This window comes from Actinoplanes sp. NPDC000266 (assembly GCF_042899005.1).
Lineage (GTDB): Bacteria > Actinomycetota > Actinomycetes > Mycobacteriales > Micromonosporaceae > Actinoplanes.
The window spans coordinates 498,453-515,964 of sequence record NZ_JBIAZI010000002.1; the positions used below are offsets into that span (position 1 = coordinate 498,453).

The 17,512-nt window shown below is 70.3% G+C and carries 14 protein-coding genes and 1 pseudogene; 9 read left to right on the forward strand and 6 right to left on the reverse strand.

Annotated features, from left to right (window positions below; all coding sequences use genetic code 11):
* Positions 1–21 precede the first annotated feature (21 nt).
* From ACFY36_RS08650 to ACFY36_RS08660, 3 genes are all read left to right on the forward strand, one after another.
* The gene (locus ACFY36_RS08650) at positions 22–255 is read left to right on the forward strand and encodes a hypothetical protein (RefSeq protein ID WP_499745298.1); all 234 of its coding nucleotides are present in this window, start codon (positions 22–24) and stop codon (positions 253–255) included.
* Positions 256–264: 9 nt separating this feature from the next.
* Entirely contained in the window at positions 265–996 is a 732-nt protein-coding gene (locus ACFY36_RS08655; protein ID WP_499745299.1) for a hypothetical protein, read from the forward strand.
* Positions 997–2,045: 1,049 nt separating this feature from the next.
* Positions 2,046–2,612 carry an NUDIX hydrolase gene (locus ACFY36_RS08660; RefSeq protein WP_499745841.1) on the forward strand — a complete coding sequence of 189 codons (567 nt, stop codon included), beginning with the start codon at positions 2,046–2,048 and terminating at the stop codon, positions 2,610–2,612.
* Positions 2,613–2,676: 64 nt separating this feature from the next.
* On the opposite strand, the pseudogene ACFY36_RS08665 reads toward ACFY36_RS08660, so the two are convergent.
* Both ACFY36_RS08665 and ACFY36_RS08670 read right to left on the reverse strand, forming a co-directional pair.
* Positions 2,677–3,921 (reverse strand): annotated as a pseudogene (locus tag ACFY36_RS08665) (helix-turn-helix domain-containing protein); the annotation flags it as partial.
* A gap of 106 nt (positions 3,922–4,027) precedes the next feature.
* Positions 4,028–4,150 carry a hypothetical protein gene (locus tag ACFY36_RS08670; RefSeq protein ID WP_499745300.1) on the reverse strand — a complete coding sequence of 41 codons (123 nt, stop codon included), beginning with the start codon at positions 4,148–4,150 and terminating at the stop codon, positions 4,028–4,030.
* A gap of 52 nt (positions 4,151–4,202) precedes the next feature.
* Between ACFY36_RS08670 and ACFY36_RS08675 the strand changes: the two genes are divergently transcribed.
* The 6 genes from ACFY36_RS08675 (at position 4,203) to ACFY36_RS08700 (ending at position 9,001) form a co-directional block, all read left to right on the forward strand.
* Positions 4,203–4,550 carry an ArsR/SmtB family transcription factor gene (locus ACFY36_RS08675; RefSeq protein WP_499745301.1) on the forward strand — a complete coding sequence of 116 codons (348 nt, stop codon included), beginning with the start codon at positions 4,203–4,205 and terminating at the stop codon, positions 4,548–4,550.
* The gene (locus tag ACFY36_RS08680) at positions 4,540–5,004 is read left to right on the forward strand and encodes an SRPBCC family protein (RefSeq protein ID WP_499745302.1); all 465 of its coding nucleotides are present in this window, start codon (positions 4,540–4,542) and stop codon (positions 5,002–5,004) included. Before ACFY36_RS08675 ends, ACFY36_RS08680 begins: the two co-directional genes overlap by 11 nt.
* A 55-nt stretch (positions 5,005–5,059) precedes the next feature.
* A complete protein-coding gene (locus ACFY36_RS08685) occupies positions 5,060–5,770 on the forward strand; it encodes an ABC transporter ATP-binding protein (protein ID WP_499745303.1) in 711 nt (236 codons plus the stop codon).
* The gene (locus tag ACFY36_RS08690; RefSeq protein WP_499745304.1) at positions 5,767–7,086 is read left to right on the forward strand and encodes an FtsX-like permease family protein; all 1,320 of its coding nucleotides are present in this window, start codon (positions 5,767–5,769) and stop codon (positions 7,084–7,086) included. Before ACFY36_RS08685 ends, ACFY36_RS08690 begins: the two co-directional genes overlap by 4 nt.
* 80 nt (positions 7,087–7,166) lie before the next feature.
* On the forward strand, positions 7,167–8,354 hold the full coding sequence (locus tag ACFY36_RS08695) for a sensor histidine kinase (protein WP_499745305.1): 1,188 nt from the start codon (positions 7,167–7,169) through the stop codon (positions 8,352–8,354).
* A gap of 2 nt (positions 8,355–8,356) precedes the next feature.
* A complete protein-coding gene (locus ACFY36_RS08700; RefSeq protein ID WP_499745306.1) occupies positions 8,357–9,001 on the forward strand; it encodes a response regulator in 645 nt (214 codons plus the stop codon).
* Here ACFY36_RS08700 and ACFY36_RS08705 read toward each other — a convergent pair.
* From ACFY36_RS08705 to ACFY36_RS08720, 4 genes are all read right to left on the reverse strand, one after another.
* Positions 8,996–10,498 (reverse strand): tripartite tricarboxylate transporter permease, encoded by a 1,503-nt coding sequence (locus ACFY36_RS08705; protein WP_499745307.1) that lies wholly within the window; start codon positions 10,496–10,498, stop codon positions 8,996–8,998. The genes ACFY36_RS08700 and ACFY36_RS08705 overlap by 6 nt on opposite strands.
* On the reverse strand, positions 10,498–10,938 hold the full coding sequence (locus tag ACFY36_RS08710; protein ID WP_499745308.1) for a tripartite tricarboxylate transporter TctB family protein: 441 nt from the start codon (positions 10,936–10,938) through the stop codon (positions 10,498–10,500). Before ACFY36_RS08710 ends, ACFY36_RS08705 begins: the two co-directional genes overlap by 1 nt.
* Positions 10,939–11,943, reverse strand: a complete 1,005-nt coding sequence (locus tag ACFY36_RS08715) for a tripartite tricarboxylate transporter substrate-binding protein (RefSeq protein ID WP_499745309.1) — start codon at positions 11,941–11,943, stop codon at positions 10,939–10,941.
* Between the two features lie 101 nt (positions 11,944–12,044).
* Positions 12,045–17,357 (reverse strand): GH92 family glycosyl hydrolase, encoded by a 5,313-nt coding sequence (locus ACFY36_RS08720; protein WP_499745310.1) that lies wholly within the window; start codon positions 17,355–17,357, stop codon positions 12,045–12,047.
* Positions 17,358–17,512: the final 155 nt, after the last annotated feature.

A 17,512-nucleotide genomic window follows, 5' to 3' on the forward strand; every position in this document is an offset into this window, starting at 1 on the left:
CCGCACGTGATACTGGAGCCGATGGTTCCACCCGACGCTCCCGTGATGCGCCGCTGCCCACGCTGCGGCCATCTGACCCGTGCCGACCGCATGGTGAAGGGCTTCGGCCGCGACTGCGCCACCCAGCTGGGCCTGACCGGCCGCTCGGTCGACACCGGCCACGAGGGCCCCGACCTGCTCGACATCCTCCGGGAACAACAGGACGAGGAGGACGCCTGCGACGGCTGGGACCGCCCGGCCGACCGCCCCCTGTAAGGTGCCGCCGTGTACGCGCCCGCAGAACAGGTCATCGATCTCATCCTTGGCGACGCCGCCCGCTGCACGCTCCCCTTCGCGGAGGGGACGGGAGACCGGCAGCACGCCACGGCCTTCTGGTACAACCACCTCGTCGAGGCCTCCCCCGACCGCGAGGTGTACGTCCAGTATCTGCTGACGGCCGAGGCCATGACCTCTTTCGACATGGCCACCTGGACGATGCGGCCCGATCTCGCCGATCCCGGGCCGAGCGCCACGAACGTCCTGATGACCGACTTCGCCGCCGGCTGGAAACGCCTTCCGCGCCTCGGCGTCGCCGCCATGCCGGCGGCGCACCTCCACGACTACGCCGGCCGCAAGGGCTGGCGCTGGACCACCGACGAGATCACCGACGGGCTGGCCGCGCTCGAGGAGGACGTCGCGACGATCGGGCGTACGCCCGTGCCGGCGTACGTCCTCGGTCATGACGCCGGCGGCCAGCGCGACCAGGTCGTGCTGGCCGGCTCGGCGGGCGTGGACACCCGGGGCCGGCTGCGCTGGACCGCCACGATGCCATCGGGCTGCGTCGGCGCGCCGGTCTTCACCGATATCCCCCGCGCCGACGGAAGCTCCAAGCTGGTCTGTCTGGGCCTCGTCCTGCCCGGCGAGAAGCACAACGAGATCGCCTCCTTCGACCGGATCCGCCGGGAGATCGCCACTTTGATTCCCCGGCCGGCCCGCCGCTGGTGGAAGCGCGGCTGACTACTCCACCGGCACTTGAGGCAGCAGGGGTCCGGCTACGGCCGGGCCGGGGGTACACCTCGGCCACCGCGGCCAGGCGCTGCGCATGATCACGCTGGCGCTGCCAGTGGCCGTACAGGACACCGCGCTGCGAAACCGGTTCGCATGTGCGCAACGAGGTCCGTCCTCGCGGGTGGTGTATTCGCCCCGCTCTGGTCGGTCGAAGCGCGTGGAGACGTGTCGAACCAGCCGAGGATGCGGTCGTAGACCCCGTCGTCACGGCCGCTGGCTCGATCTCCGTCAGCGCGGTCGTCGATCATGTTGATCACGCAGGACTCCAGGTAGAGCCGCAGCGATCGGCGATGCACTACGCCTTGTCCGGCCAACTCGAACTTGCCGGGTGTGCACGGCCACGGCTCGCCGCAGGCGAGGCAGTCCCATGTCGGCCGGTCGGGCTGGTGCGGCGTCCTCGGGACCAACATCAATGGCCGCCGTTCGCACGGCGTCGTTGAGCTGGGGTAAGTGCTCCGGCTCGCCCGACCTGGTTATAGGACTGCGTCGGCAGCGCCGACCAGCTCGGTGCGCTCGGCGTGGGTGGCGGGGTGGTCGGTGTGGGCAGGTGGGCGGTGGTCATCGCGCCACAGTGCGGGCACCACCGGCTCTTGACCTTGAAGCTGATCAGGCCCGCGAGGAAACCCACCAGGAGCGCGCTCGTCGCCGCTATCGCCACCACTGGGGTTCACCTCCGCAGACGCGGCGGTTCTTGATCGTCGCCATGCCCTGCCTTCCGTGATGTCGAGGGCACGCCGACCTGCGACGTACTGTCACGGTGGTCATGCCGGTCCGCAGGTTCGTTTGTAGTGCGGCCGGGCCGCGTGCCCGGTCTCGATTCCAGGGGTGGCGGCCGGCGTGGTGCGATGGCCGCCGCGGGCTTCGCTGTTGTTCACCAGGCGTTTCGGTCACAGCGTGGCGGTCCGGTGACCAGAATTTGAAGGCGACAGGCGTCAGCCGCTGTCAGCCGACGCTGCAGGTGTTGGAGTACAGCCCGGAAGGCGTACGGCTACTGTGCGCTGATGAGCGTTGAGCCCAAGCGAGCTAGCGAATGGACCATCCACGGCGAGCGCGTCGTCGACGACACCCGCCGGGCGGTGCTGAGCATCGCGGACGTGGAGCTACCCGACGGCGTCCGCTTCGAGCAGTACGTTCTGCGTATCCCGGCCGCCGCAATGGTCATCGTGCTCGACGACGACGAACGCGTGCTGATGATGTGGCGGCACCGCTTCATCGTCGGCCGCTGGGTCTGGGAACTGCCCGGCGGCTACCTCGACCCGGCCGAAGACTCCCTGACCTGCGCAGCCCGCGAGGTCGAGGAAGAGACCGGTTGGCGGCCACGCAGCATCGAGAAGCTGATCAGCTTCCAGCCGATGGTGGGCACCATCGACCAGGAGAACATCGTCTACCTCGCTCGCGGCGCCGACTCCACCGGCGCGGTCCCGGACATCAACGAAGCCGAACGCCTCGGCTGGATCCCCCTCGACGAGATCCAGCAGCACATCGACAACGGCACCATCGTCGGTGCCGGCTCCGTATCCGGGCTGCTCGCCCTGCTGTTGCGGAAGGCGACCGGAAAGCTTTAGGCACTGGCCAGGACCGGCCGGGCACGCTCGGCGAAGTCCTGCACCGCTGGTAGAGCCCTTCCGCGGCTTCGACCGCGTCGATTCCGACACGCGCGGCTTCCTCCGGCTCGCCGTTCTGGGCATGCGCCACGGCGAGCAAAACGAGGTTGAACTGCCGTCCCCGCGCGTACTGCCGGCCATCCATGTCCAGCGACCGGGTGGCAAACCGTGTCGCGATGTCGCCCCGGCCAAGTGCGGTAAAGCAGTGGCCGAACTTGGCGGCCAGGTAGGACTCGTCGAAGTATCCGATCCACTGCGGCTCACTGGTCCGGTCAGCCTTGTCGAAGATTGCTTCGGCCCTGTTCAGCGCCGTCGCGCAGGCCTTTTCGTCGCCGCCAACGGCATAACCTTGCGCTTCAAGCACAGCTGATTCCGCCTCGATCGCGGCGATACCCGCCTCGGCCGCCGCGCGGCTGGCGGCCTTGGCCAGATCCACCGCCTCACCGGGGGCCCTGAGGAAGGCGGCCTGATGGCTCATCGCCGCCAAGATCTCGGCTCCGAGCGCCCGGTCCCCGGCACCGGCCGCAAGGCGTAGAGCCTGGATCAGGTATCGCTGGGCCAGCCCGTGCATCCCGGCGTCGTAGGAAGCCCAGCCCGCGAGCTGGGTAGTCTCCGCGACCGCGGACAGGAGCTGGCGGCCAGTCGCCGCGTCGTAGCGGCCGTTGATCAGCTCGGTGACATCGGCGTTGAGGAACCGGACCAAGCTGTCGCGGATGTGGCCGCCGCCGAACTGGTTGTCCAGCGTCCGGTACGTCGAGGTCATCCGGCGCACCGTCTCGACATCGGCGGCGCCGATCAGCCGCTCACCGCTGCCGGCCGGGCGCTCGTCGAGCGACGACATCAACCATCGCATCGCCGCAGGCAGGAAGGCCGTCGCGCTGAAGCCCACCTGCCGAAGAAGGTTCCGCCGCTGCATATCGCCTCGCCAAAGATCAACAGCGACATCTATGCCGTGCCGCCAGTCCGGCGCGAACTCCAGCCCGGACGGCATGGCCACCACCGCTTGTTCGACCGCGGCAGGCCGGGTACCGCTGTCGGCTGACACCTCGGACACCATGGCACACAATTGCCCGCCCGCTTCGAGCGCCTGATCGAGCAGAACCGCGACGGACAGGCTCGGCCGTTTGATTCCAGATTCGAGATCCCACAGATGGCCGTGCGAACAGTGGATCATCCCGCCGAGCCGGCGCAGCGACAGTCCATGCTGCTCACGCAGCTCCTTGAGCTTGCGGCCGAAGTCGGGATGGGCAACAACAATTCGCCGTGGCATCGGCCACCCCTAACATTCCGATGAACGGTGATCCCGGCTATCCGAACCGGGCATCAACGGACACCATAGCCCTTAGCCGGACGTTTCCGGAGGGCCGCACAATCTCTTAGCCGCTACGGGCTGGAGCATCCACATCAGCAGGCGCACGGATCTGCCGCGGCGCTCCGAGCAGCACGTGGAAGCCGTACGTCACCGCCTTGCGGTACCGCAGCACGAGGATGAGATCCACACCGCGATTCGAAACATTGAACCCTTCGGTTCAGTGTCGTATGGTGAACCGCATGGTTCAGCAAGCGGTTCTCAGTCGCGTCTTCGCCTGTCTGGCTGATCCGGTTCGCCGGGATGTGCTGATTCGGCTCGGGGAAGGGCCGGCTACCGTCGGGCAGCTGGCCGGGCCGGCCGAGATGAGCCTGACCGGCATGAAGAAGCACCTGCACGTGCTCGAAGAAGCCGGCCTCATCGTGACCGAGAAGGTCGGGCGGGCCCGGCAGTGCCGCCTCGCGCCGGCGCCGCTCGATGACGCCATGAGCTGGATCAGCTTCTACCAGCAGCTCTGGGCCCGGCGCCTGGACGGCCTGGACGTCTACTTCACTTTGCGGAAAGGCACGGAATCCGACCATGACGCTTGACATGCGAGTGACGCGACAGCTGCCGGCGACCCCCGAGGAGGTCTTCGACGCCTACACCGACGCCGAGAAACAGAAGATCTGGTTCACCATCCTGGACGAGCAGCCGGGCATCGTGGAGATCGAGGTCGACCTGCGGGTCGGCGGGCAGCAGACCGCCGTCTGGGGTCCCAGCCGCGACGTCCTGTTCCGGGAGACGCAGACCTTCGTCGAGATCGACCGGCCGCACCGGCTGGTCACCGACTCGCTCGGGTCGGGCCCGGACGGCACCACCATGGCGACCCGCATCGAGATCACCTTCGAGGCGCGGGACGGCGGAACTCTCATGACCGTCGTGCAGAGCGGCTTCCCCGCGCCCGAGGTTCGCGACTTCTTCGTCGGCGAGGTCTGGGCCGGCGCCTTCGACCGGATCGAGGCCTTCCTCCGGGCACCGGCCGGTTCGGTTAACCGCACCTGAGGACTCAAGCCAGCACCGATGCCCCACACCCCCGGTGGCCGCGAGGCTCGACGGCATGGAAAACGTCTTGGCACTCGAGAACGTGGGCCGTGTCTTCCCGCGCGGGATCGTCGCCCTTCGGGAGGTGTCATTGGCCGTACGGGCCGGGGAGTTCGTCGCCGTCATGGGGGCCACCGGGTCGGGCAAGAGCACGCTGCTGCACTGCGCCGCCGGGCTGGACCGGCCCAGTTCGGGCTCGGTGCGGCTGGCCGGGCGCGAGATCAGCCGGATGCGGGAGGGGCCGCTCACCCGGTGGCGGCGGGACCGGGTGGGCTTCGTCTTCCAGTCCTACAACCTGCTGTCCGAGCTGACCGTCGGGCAGAACCTGCGGCTTCCGGGGCGGCTCGGCGGGCCCCGTCGACGCGACGTCGGCGAGGTGCTGGCGGCGGTGGGGCTGCAAGCGACCGAGCGGCGGCCGGTGGGTGAGCTCTCCGGTGGGCAGCGGCAGCGGGTGGCTATCGCCCGGGCGCTGATCACCGGGCCGTCGGTGATCTTCGCGGACGAGCCCACGGGGGCGCTCGACCCGGCCACCGGCGGTCAGGTGCTCGGCCTGCTGCGCCGGGCCGTCGACCGGGACGGGGTGACCGTGCTGATGGTGACCCACGATCCGGTCGCCGCGGCCTGGAGCGACCGCCTCGTGCTGCTGCGGGACGGCGCGGTGACCACGGATACGGCCACCCCGGACGCCACCACGATCGCCGAGCGGCTGCAGGAGGTGGCGGCGTGATCCGGCAGGCGCTGCGGCGCAATCCGTGGTCGTTCCTCGGTCCCTTCTCGACCCAGTTGCTGGCCGCGGCGCTCGTCGCGGCCGGGCTCGGCATCACCACCTCGTTCGGCCGGGCGCCGCTGGACGCGGCGGCCCGGCGGGCGCTGACCGACAGCGGCCTGGCCGACGTGGCGATCATCTTCGTGCTGGTGGCGATCTACCTGTCGATCATCATCGTCGGTGTGACGATGGCCGCCACCATCGCCCAGCAGGCCCGCGACATCGCCCTGGTCCGGGCGATCGGCGCCACCCCGGGCCGGGTGCGCCGGGCCGTGGCCGCCCAGGCCGCGATCGTCGCCGTGCCCGCCGCCCTGCTCGGGGTGGTGCTCGGCGGTCTCGGCGGCCGGGCCTGGATCGACGGGGTCGTCGCGCACGGTCTCGCCCCGGCCGCGGTGACCTTCCACGCGAGCCCGGCCGCCCTTCCCGTCGCCCTGGCCGTCACGGTCGGCACGTCGCTGGCCGGTGCGCTGATCGCGGCGATCCGGCCGTCGCGGATCCGGCCCGCCGCCGCGCTGGCCGAGTCGGGTGTCGCCCGGCGGCGGATCGGTGCCGTACGGACCGTCGCCGGTCTCGTTCTGGTGGCCGGTGGCACGGGCCTGTCGGTCGCGATCGCCGACCTGGACGCGGAGACCACCGACCAGCTCGGGCTGATCGTCATGCTCGCCCTCTGCGTCGGGGCCGGTCTGCTCGGCCCGGCCCTGCTCAAGGTGGCCGCGCTGGCCGGGCGGTTGTTCGGCGACACCGGGCGGCTGGCGGGAGACACCATTGACGTACGGGCGAAAGCGCTCTCCGGCGCACTGGTGCCGCTCACCCTGGCGATCGCCTTCACCGCCGTCAAAGTGATCATCCTGAAGACCACCGAGCACGCGACGGGCACGGCCCCGCCCGCCGCGGATCGCTGGCTCGAATATTCCGGCACGGCCGTCTACGTGGGGTTCGCGGCCGTGGCCGCGGTCAACACGCTGGTGACGGTGGTGCTGGCACGGCGCCGGGACCTCGCGGTGACTCAGCTGGCCGGAGCGACGAGGGGGCGCGCGCTGCGGGTCGTCATCTGCGAGGCTCTCCTCGTGACCGGAACAGCCCTGGCGGTCGGTGCGGCGGTGGCCGCGACGACGACCGTGCCCTTGCTGCACACCGCCCTGGGCACGTGGACCCCGTGGGTGCCGGCGAGCTGGGTGCTCGGCGGCGTCCTGGGCACTGCGGCCCTGGTGCTGACCGGCACCGTCCTGCCCGCGGCGCTCGCCATGCGCCGCCCGCCGATCGAGGTCGTCTCCTGAGCCGAATGCCGCCCGACGGCCACGCGGTGGCTCGACCGGCGGATCGGCGAGACGCCGGGCTCGGTCGTCTCCTGTGGAGAGTGCTGACGGCCTGGGCCACCGGGCGGGCCTGGCGGGAGCTGGCCTACGTGGTCAGTGGCGTGTTCGTGGGCCTGCTGCCGTTCGTCCTGGCCCTGGTCGGCATCGTCGCCTCCGTGGCGTCGGTGCTGACCGTCGGCCTGCCGCTGCTGGTCGGTGTGCTGGCCACGGCCCGGCTCATGCCCCGCTGGTTCCGGTGGCCGGCCCGCCGGATGCTCGGCTGGGAGTGGGGCAACCCTCCCCCGCTGACGGCCCGCAGCCGGTGGGGCCGGATCCGGGCGCTGCCCAGCGATCCGACGGCGTGGCGGGCCCTCGGCTACAGCCTGGCCCACTGGCCCGTCATGGTCGTGGGTGCCTACGCGGGGCTGGCCGGTGTCGTTCTCGCTCCGGTGGGCCTCACCTATCCCCTGTGGTGGCTCCTCGTCCCCCAGCGGTTCTTCGACAACGACTCCTGGGGCAGCACGTGGTGGATCGCGGTGCAGGGCTTGGCCATCCTGCTGGTGACACCCTGGTGGCTGCGGCTGATCGTGCTGATCGAGGGCGTTCTCGTACGAGGCCTGCTGCATCCCAGCCGCGCGCAGCAGCGCATCGCCGACCTCGAGGCGGGCCGGGCGGCCCTGCAGTCCGACGCGGCCGCCCTGCTGCGCCGGGTGGAGCGCGACCTGCACGACGGCACGCAGGCCCGGCTGGTCGCGCTCGGCCTGACCCTGTCCCGGATCGAGGCCCGCACCGAGGACCCGCTGGTGGTGGACGCCCGTCACGCGGTCACCGACGCGCTGGCCGAACTGCGCGACATCGTTCGTGGCATGCATCCGCCGGCTCTGGACGACGGCTTGGAGGTCGCTCTCACCACGCTGGCCTCGCGCAGCGCCGTGCCCGTCGAGGTGACCGTGTCGCTGCCGGAACGCCCGCCGGACGCGACCGCGTCGGGGCTGTACTTCGCGGTGGCCGAGCTGCTGACCAACGTGGCCCGGCACTCGGGGGCCACCCGGGCCCGCGTCGAGCTGCGTTCCGAGGGCCGCCGGCTGCGCCTGACCGTGACCGACAACGGCCGCGGAGGAGCCACAGAGACCGGGACCGGAACCGGGCTCGCGGGGCTGGCTCGGCGGGCGGCGGCGCTCGACGGGGAACTGACCGTGGACTCGCCGCCCGGCGGGCCGACGACCGTGACCATGATGATCGGAGGCTGACCGTGCGCGTGGTGATCGCCGAGGACAATCCGCTGCTGCGGGACGGTATCGCGCTGCTGCTCGGCGAGCACGACATCGAGGTGACCGCCGCCGTCGCCGATGCCGAGGCGCTTCTCCAAGCCGTCGCCGCCGATCCGCCGGATGCCGCCGTCGTCGACGTGCGCATGCCACCTACGCACACTGACGAGGGCCTTCGCGCGGCGTTGACGATCCGGGAGGCGTACCCCGCAATCGGGGTCCTGGTCTTCTCGCAATGGATCGAGACCGGCTATGCGCGCCGCCTGCTCTCCGAGAACGCCGGCCATGTCGGCTATCTGCTCAAGGACCGGATCGTCAGCACCCGCGAGTTCATCGGCGCCCTGCGGCGTGTGGCCGACGGCGGCACCGCCCTCGACCCCGAGGTCGTCCGCCAGCTGCTGGCCACCCCGGCCGTCGACGCCGGGCTGGCCCGTCTCAGCGAGCGCGAACGCGAGATCCTGGCCCTTCTGGCCGAAGGCCGCTCCAATGTGGCCATCGCCGAACACCTGCACGTGGTCGAGCGCAGCGTCGAGAAGCACGTCACCGCCATCTTCACCAAACTCGACCTGCCACAGGCCCGCACCGACCACCGGCGCGTCCTGGCCGTCCTGCGCTATCTGCGGTCATGAATCCTCCACGAAGACCACCTCGCGGCGGCGGCGGATCGCTGGGAGGGCCGCGATGATCAGGGCCGCCGCGGTCAGGGCCAGCAGGGACGCGGAGATGGGACGGGTCAGGAAGACCGACGGGTCGCCGCGGGAGATGATCAGGGCCCGCCGCAGGTTGTCCTCCAGCAGCGGGCCCAGCACGAAACCGAGCAGCAGCGGGGCCGGCTCGCAGCCGCATTTGATCAGGACGTAGCCGAGGACGCCGAAGAAGGCGATGGCGTACACGTCGAACGGGTTGAAGCTCAGCGAGTACGTCCCGATCACCGCGAACAGCACGATCATCGGGAAGAGCACCTGGTACGGGATGCGCAGCAGCCGTACCCAGACGCCGATGAGCGGCAGGTTCAGCACCAGCAGCAGCGCGTTGCCGATCCACATCGAGGCGATCAGGCCCCAGAACAGGGCCGGCTCGTCGTTGATGACGTTCGGGCCGGGGGTGATGCCGTGCACGATGAACGCGCCGACCATCAGCGCCATCACCGGGTGCGCGGGCAGGCCCAGGGTGAGCAGCGGGATGAACGATGTCTGGGCGGCCGCGTTGTTGGCCGACTCCGGGCCGGCCACCCCCTCGATCGCCCCGTGCCCGAACTCGTCGCGCCGGCGGGAGATCCTTTTCTCCACCGCGTACGAGGTGAACGAGGCCAGCACGTGGCCGCCGCCGGGCAATACTCCCAGCGCCGCGCCCAGGCCCGTGCCGCGCAGGATCGGGCCGCGCGAGCGGCGGCGGTCCTCGCGGGTCGGCCAGACCTTCCCGACCGCCGCGATCGGCGAGCCGCCGCGCTCGTCCTCCAGGTTGCGCAGGATCTCGGCGATGCCGAACATGCCCACCGCGACGGAGACGAAGTCGATGCCGCCGTAGAGCTCGCGCTGGTCGAGCACGAACCGGGGCGTGCCGGTGTAGATGTCCTGCCCAACGGTGCCCAGCAGGACGCCGAGCGCGATCATGGCCAGGGCCTTCAGGGCCGAGCCGCGGGCCAGCGCGATCGAGATGATCAGGCCGAGCAGCACCAGCGAGAAGTAGTCGGCCGGGCCGAACTTCAGCGCCACGGCGGCCAGCGGCGGCGCGGCCACGGCCAGGGCGACGGTGGCCACCGTGCCGGCGAAGAACGACCCGATCGCCGCGACGGCCAGGGCCGGTCCGGCTCGGCCCTGGCGGGCCATCTCGTGGCCGTCGAGGGCGGTGACCGCGGCCGACGACTCGCCGGGCAGGTTGATCAGGATGGCGGTGGTCGAGCCGCCGTACTGGGCCCCGTAGTAGATGCCGGCCAGCATGATCAGCGCGGTCACCGGCTCGAAGCCGAAGGTGATCGGCAGCAGCATCGCCACCGTCGCGGTCGGGCCGATGCCGGGCAGCACGCCGACCGCCGTGCCGAGCAGCACCCCCACGAAGCAGTAGAGGACGTTCTGGACCAGCAGCGCGGTGGAGAAGCCGAGGACCAGGTTGTCGAGAAGATCCATCAAAAACCCCACAAGGGGGTACGGAGTTGGAGCCCGGCCACGAAGATGAGAGTGGCCGCCGCGGTCAGCCCGGCCGCCACGAGCACGGCCGTCAGCAGGCGCACGTGCTTGCTGGCCAGCGTCGTGAGCAGGGCCGTCACCGCCGACGTGGGCACGAATCCGAGGCGCCGGACGAAGACGCCGAAGAACACGATGGCCACCACGATGAAGGCGACCGCCCGCCACGGCACCGCCCCGAACGGTTCCGGGGAACCGGCGACGAGACCCTTGACCACGATGGCCAGGCCCAGGACGGTCACGATGGCGCCGGCCAGCAGCGGGAAGTAGCCGGGTCCCATCTGCAGCGCGGTCCCCCGGTCGTAACCGAGGGACCCCACGATGAACGCGCCGCCGATCAGGGTGAAGATCCCCCCGGCCAGCACGTCCGGAAAGGACCGCATCTACGAGGCCTGGACGCCGGCGTCGGCGATGACCTTCGACCAGGTCGTGAGCTGTTCCTCGAGTTGGGCGCGGTGTGCTTCGGGTGTCGCGTCGGCCGCGGAGACCGGGGCGGTGCCGAGCTTGGCCATCTGGTCGACGACCGCCTGATCGGCCAGCGCCTTCTGCAGCGCGCCGGTCAGCTTCCGCACCACCTCGGGCGGGGTGCCGGCCGGGACGTACAGTCCGTGCCAGACGCTGACCTCGAGCTGGGGCATGCCGGCCTCGGCCGTGGTGGGCAGGTTGGGCAGGCTCTTGACCCGCTCGGGGGTAGTCACGGCGTACGCCTTGACCTTGTCGGCCGAGATCTGGCCGGTGGTGTTCGTGGTCTGGTCGCACATGAAGTCGACCTGGCCGCCCACCAGATCGGTCAGCGCCGGGCCGGTGCCCTGATAGGGAACCTCCTGGAGTTTGACCCCGGCCGCCGACTGGAAGAGCAGGCCGCACAGGTGCGAGGCGGCGCCCCGGCCGGCGTTGGCCAGTGTCACCTTGGAGGCGTTGGCCTTCACGTACGTCACCAGCTCGGCCAGCGTGGCCGGCGGGAAGTCCTTGCGGGCGACCACGGTCATCGGCACCTCGGTGACGAGCCCGACCGTGGCGAAGTCGTCGAGCGGCTTGTAGCCCAGGTTCTTGTAGAGGGCGGGCGCGGTCGACATGCCGATGTGGTGCATGAGAACGGTGTAGCCGTCGGGCTCGGCCCGGGCCACCTGCCCGGCGGCGACCGTGCCGCCGGCGCCCTCGACGTTCTGCACGACGATCTTGCCGCCGAGGGCCGCGGCCATCGGTTCGGCGATCATCCGGGTGACGGTGTCGGTCGGGCCGCCGGCGCTGAACGGCACGACGAAGGTGATGTTCTGGTCGGGATATCCCGAGGCGTCGCCGCCCTCACCGCCGCCGTCGCTGGAGCAGGCGGCGGCCAGAGAAACGGTCACGAGAGCGGCGACGGTCCACGATCGGTTCGGCGTCATGGCGCGATCTCCCATCGGTCGTTGTCGATGACCGTAGGGGCTGGCGCCAAGTGATCACCAGGGTAGCGGTCCGGCTGTCGCCGAACCGCTACCCGATCAACTCAGTTGGTGACGGTGAAGGGCACCTCGACCTTGGCCGACGACTCGGCGCCGGTCAGGGTGATCCCGGTGGCGCCGGGCGTGGCCGCTCCGGGAACGCTGACGGTCTCGCCGGAGACCACACCGTCGGCGTTGGCCTTCAGCGTGGTCGTCGTGAGGCCGTCGCCGAAGGTGCCGGTGACGGTCTCGTTCGGGACGAAGCCCGTGCCGTCGACGGTGATCGCCGTGCCGCGCGGGCCCGACGTGACCGACAGGGACGCCTCCGGGGTCACGGCCGGAGCCGCGGCCTTGGCGGCCGGTGTGACCGTGGTGGCCGTCGCCTTCAAGGAGGACGCCACCGTCACGGTGAAGGAGACGCTCTTGCTCGACAGCGCGTCCCACGCCGTGACGTGCACCGTGTAGGTGCCGGCCTGGGCGTACGTGTGCGCACCGCTGATCGCCCCGGCCGTGACCGTGGCGTCCGAGGGCGCCGTCCCGTCGCCCCACTGGACGCGGGCGTTCGTGCCCGTCGTGGTGCCGAGCTGGGCCGCCAGCGACTGACCGGCGGTGGCCGTCTGGTTCGCCGGGGCCGTCAGCTCGAGCGCCGGCGGCGGCGTGCCGTCGTCGGCCACCGCGAACACGTGGATCCGTCCCGCCGAGCCGGGGTCGCCGGTCTGCGTCGGGAGGGTCACCGAGACGAGGGTCTTGCCCGCCGGGATCTGGTACGGGGCGGTCGCGAACAGGAACGGCTGCGCGTTGTCCCGGCTCGTGCCCAGCAGGCGGTACGCCGACTTGGCCACGACCACATTCCCGTACGACGGAGTGCCGTTGGGGTTGCCCCCGAGGGTCCAGTCACTCATTTGGATCGGAAGGGACGCCGTGGTGCCGTCGGAGAATCGAGCAACACCGGTCGCGCTCTGGTTGCCCTGGGTGCCGGAGCCGATGAACGAGATGCTCTTGGCGTCGGCGGGCAGGTTGAGCGTGATCGTCCTGCCGTTGCCGATGGCGTTGTCGGGCTGCCCGGCCGCCGTCGCCGGCAGCGTGAAGTGCAGTGCCGTCCCGGGCACGGTCACCGGCTTGCCCTTGGTCACGCCGGCCGCCGCGAGAGCCTGGGAGGAGTACGCCCAGTTCTTGGCGTCGCAGTTGGCCGCCCGGACCCCGTCCTCGCCGATGCAGACCGTGTCGAACGCCCGGACCAGACCACCGGCCGGGGCGTACGCCACGTCGACACCGACCGTGGCCGAGCCCTGGCTGACCCCGTCGGTCACCGTGACCGAAGCCTGGTAGTAACCCGGCTCGGCATAGGTGTGCGACCCGCTCACGCTGTAGACGGCCCGCGAGCTCAGTGCCGTCGTGCCGTCGGTGACCGGCGTGCCGTCACCCCAGTCGATCGTCGCCTTGTAGCCGCTCGCCGTGCCGCCCGTGACCGTGGCCAGCGGCACCGACACCGTCGCGCCCGAGGTCGCCGGCACCGTGCTGACGCCGTCCACCGTGACCGCGCCACCGCCGAGCTCGACGTCGCCGCCCGCGAGCAGCTCGACCTCGGCGAGACTCACCTTCTCCGACGACGACTTGCTGACGACCACGCGGAACTGCGAGAAGCTGCCCGGCTTGGCGATCGCGAACGGCCGGGTCTGGTTACGCCACGGGAAGACCTCGCCCTTACGGGAGTCCACAGTGGTCCAGGTGATCCCGTCCTTGGATCCCTGCAGCTTCCAGTCCGTGGGGTCACCGGCCACCGCACCCGAGGTGAGGGTGTAGTAGGTCGGCGTCTGCTTGCCACCCCGGTAGGACCAGGTGACCGTCGGCGTCGCCGAGTCGAACGTCAGCTGCGTGCCCGACGAGTCGTCGAACAGCTGGGCCGCGTTGGTGGTGCCGAGGCCGGGGCCGGTGGTGTCCTGCAACGGCTTCGGCGTCTCGGTGCCCTCGGTCAGCGACGGCGGCGCGTCCTTGGCCGCGGAGCCCCACTTCGACGGGTTCGGGCCCATCGTGAACTCGATCGTGCTGCCCGTCCGGAAGATCGACGAGTCGACGGTGGTCGAGCTGTAGGCCCGGCCGTCCACCTTGAGGCTCTGGACGTACACGTTCTTGACGCTGTTGTTGTTGGCCTTGACCGTGAGGTCGCCGCCCGGCCGGTGCACCGTCATCTGGCTGAACTGCGGCGAGCCGAACGCCCAGCCGGACGAGCCGACCTGCAGCGGGTAGAGGCCCAGCGAGCTCAGGATGTACCACGACGACATCTCGCCGTTGTCCTCGTCGCCCAGGTAGCCCTGCCCGATCTCGCTGCCGACGTAGAGGCGGCGCAGGATCTCGCGGACCAGGGACTGCGTCTTGGCCGGGGCGCCCACGTAGTCGTACATGTAGGGAATGTGGTGTGAGGGCTGGTTGCTCATGCCGAGCTGGCCCATGCGGACCGCGCGCGCCTCGAGCATCTCGTGGATGATGCCGCCGTAGCCGCCCGGGTGGTCGGCCTTCTCCGGCGTGGCGAAGAACTCGTCGAGCTTCTTCTCCAGAGCGTCCCGGCCCCCGTACAGGTTGGCCAGGCCCTGACCGTCCTGCGGGGCGGTGAAGGCGAAGTTCCAGCCGTTGGTCTCGGTGTAGGCGTCACCCCAGTCGAGCGGGTCGCTGTCGTTGAACGTGCCGTTGGCGCTGCGTCCCTGGAAGAACTTCGACTTCGGGTCGAACATGTTGACGTAGTTGCGGGCCCGGTTGAGGAAGTACGCCGACTCCTCGGCCAGCTGCGCCCGTCGCGCCTTCGGGGTGGCCGGGTCACGCGAGAGGTCGTACGCCATGTTGCCGATGCCGTAGTCGTTGATGTAGCCCTCGAGGGCCCAGGACACCGACTCGCCGGTCGTGGTCGGCGTGTAGCCGAGGAACAGCGAGGTCTCGATGCCCTTGCGGCCGACCGCGCTCCGCCCGGAGGCCACGGTCGCGTCCTTCACGGCCGAGTCGTAGGCGGCGAGCGGATCCGGGAGCTTCACATAATTGACGTACGCCTCGGCGAGCGCCACGTTCGCCGACGTGCCGGTCATCAGGTCGGCGTAGCCGGGCGACGACCACCGGGCGACCCAGCCGCCGTCACGGTACTGCTGCACGAAGCCGTCGGCGATCTTCCCGGCGATCTCCGGGTAGAGCAGCGTGTACGCCGGCCACACCGTGCGGTACGTGTCCCAGAACCCGTTGTTGACGTAGATCTGGCCGTCCACGATCTTGGCGCCGGTCGTGGTCGCGGTCGACGTGCCGGTCGCGGCCGACACCGGGCTCGCGTACTGCCAGTGCGGCGCGGTGGCGGTGCCGGTGTTCTCCGACTGCGAGTTCGGGTAGAGGTTCAGCCGGTACAGGTTCGAGTAGAGGCTGACCAGCTGCGTCTCGGTCGCGCCCTTGACCGAGATCCGGTCGAGGCGGTCCTGCCAGGCGGCGGTGGCCGCGGCCTTGATCTGGTCGAAGCTCTTGCCGGTGGCCTCCAGGTCCACGTTCTTGCGGGCCTGGTCGACCGAGAGGAACGACGTCGCGAAGCGCACGGTCACCCGCGAGCCGGCCGCGAGGTCGAACGAGGCGGACGCGGCCGCCGTGCCGATCGGCACACGGTCGAAGGCGCCGCTGACGAACATGCGGGTGCGGCCGGCCGAGAGCCCGCTGCCGTTCTCGACCCAGCCGGTGAAGGTGCCGTCGGCCGCGAAGGTGAAGTTGCCGTTGTGGAACACCAGCGCGCCCGAGGTCTGACCGGCCGGGAAGGTGAAGTCCATGATCGCGGCGTGGTCGGTCGGCGCCATCCGGGCGGTCAGCCCGTTCTGGAGCTTGACGCTGTAGAAGTCGGGCCGGGCGATCTCGTCGTCGTGGCTGAACGGGACGGCCCGCGTGCTCGGCTGCCCGGTCGTGTTGCCACCGGCGAGCACCGGCATGATCGACATCTGGTTGCGGTCGCCCATCCAGGGGCTGGGCTCGTGCGAGATGGCCAGGCCCTGCAACAGCGGGAGGTTGGCCGCGTTGTTGGCGCGCTGGTAGTCGTACTCCCAGGAATTGGAAGTGGCGTTGGTGACCGGCGTCAGGAAGTTGAAGCCGTTCGGCACCGCCGCGATCGGCAGGTTGTTGCCGCGCGAGAACGAGCCGGTGGCGTTGGTGCCGCGGCGCGTGTCGACGTAGTTGGTGAGGGTCGAGCCGTCGATCGCGGCCGGCGTGCCGGTGACGGTGACGTCGTCGATCCAGCCCTGGAACCGGGTCGCGGCGGTGGCGCCGGGGTTGTCGTACGAGAGCAGGATCCGGTCGATCGTCTTGCCGTTGGCGACGGCGCCGATGTCCGACTGCACCGCGTTCCACTCGTCGGTGAACAGCGCCTTGGCCGCGCCCTGCCCGGCCGCGGTCAGCGCGTTGCCGTGCTGGTCGACCGGCGAGCGCTTGCTCAGATAGGTGCCGTCGGTGAAGTGCAGGTCCAGCGCCGCGTAGGTCGACGGGTACTGCAGGTTCTCCCCGGTGAGCTCGGGGAAGATCTTGTAGCTCAGCCGCGACTTGGGCCCGACGGGGATGTTCACGTCGAAGAGCTTGTTGGTGGCGTACGACCGTCCGTCCTCCTGGGCCCCGCCGGCGTACCGCATCGACGCGACACCGGTGAACCCGGCCTTCGGCAGCATGTTGGCGCCCCGGGTCGGCCCGTCGGCGACGACGCTGACCATCGGGGTGGCCGGCGGCAGCACGTTGGAGCCGTCGCTGATGTCCCAGTCGGCCAGCTGCACGATCGAGTCACCGGAGTTCGCGGTGACATTCAGCCGGTAGAAGGCGTACGGCGTGGTGTTGGTGAACGAGTACGTGTTCGTCGCGTAGCGGCCGCCGAAGGTCTGGCCGGTCCGCTTGTCGACGTCGGTCCAGTCCGAGCCGTTGGCCGAGCCCTGCAGGACGAAGTCCTTGGGGTCGCGCCCTGGCGCGTCGCCGCCCGAGGTCAGCGAGTACTTCGCGACGGCGACCGGCGCCGACAGCTGATAGACGACCCAGCCGGTCCGGGCGAAGACCAGCCACTTGGTCGACGAGTCGCCGTCCTTGAGCTTGACCGCGGTCTCGTTCGGCGGGTTCTCGCCGCTGGCGGTCACCGCGGTGACCTGGCCGAGAACGCTGCCGGGGAGCCCGGACCGGATCGAGCCGCTCAGGTTGCCCTGCACGGGCTTCCCGTCCGCGCCGACCTCGGCGGTGCTGGCCGCGGGCTGCTGGTCGCCCGTTTCGAACGAAGAGCCGAAATTGCCGGGCTTGACCGCGGCGTTCGCCGCGGACGGAAGCCCGACCAGTCCTATCGGTAGTAGAAGAGCGCCGGCGACGGCCACCCACCGTCGAGGCAGAACAGACTTCATACGGACTCCACTGTGCACGCAGACAGAATCGAAGATCGTCAGCTTCATCCGCGACTGACAACGTTGTCAAGAAAGGAACTGGAAATCGGCCCGAAATATTGAGCACCCTGACCTCCCCTGCTCGGCGGCTGACCCTTGCCCCTCCCGCCGCAGGG

What these genes read in the sequence shown, in the direction of transcription:
- ACFY36_RS08685 (WP_499745303.1), top strand. Translation starts at nt 5,060, where the DNA reads ATGGAAAACGTCTTGGCACTCGAGAACGTGGGCCGTGTCTTCCCGCGC.
- ACFY36_RS08720 (WP_499745310.1), bottom strand. Translation starts at nt 17,357, where the DNA reads ATGAAGTCTGTTCTGCCTCGACGGTGGGTGGCCGTCGCCGGCGCTCTT.
- ACFY36_RS08680 (WP_499745302.1), top strand. Translation starts at nt 4,540, where the DNA reads ATGACGCTTGACATGCGAGTGACGCGACAGCTGCCGGCGACCCCCGAG.
- ACFY36_RS08675 (WP_499745301.1), top strand. Translation starts at nt 4,203, where the DNA reads ATGGTTCAGCAAGCGGTTCTCAGTCGCGTCTTCGCCTGTCTGGCTGAT.
- ACFY36_RS08715 (WP_499745309.1), bottom strand. Translation starts at nt 11,943, where the DNA reads ATGACGCCGAACCGATCGTGGACCGTCGCCGCTCTCGTGACCGTTTCT.
- ACFY36_RS08710 (WP_499745308.1), bottom strand. Translation starts at nt 10,938, where the DNA reads ATGCGGTCCTTTCCGGACGTGCTGGCCGGGGGGATCTTCACCCTGATC.
- ACFY36_RS08650 (WP_499745298.1), top strand. Translation starts at nt 22, where the DNA reads ATGGTTCCACCCGACGCTCCCGTGATGCGCCGCTGCCCACGCTGCGGC.
- ACFY36_RS08705 (WP_499745307.1), bottom strand. Translation starts at nt 10,498, where the DNA reads ATGGATCTTCTCGACAACCTGGTCCTCGGCTTCTCCACCGCGCTGCTG.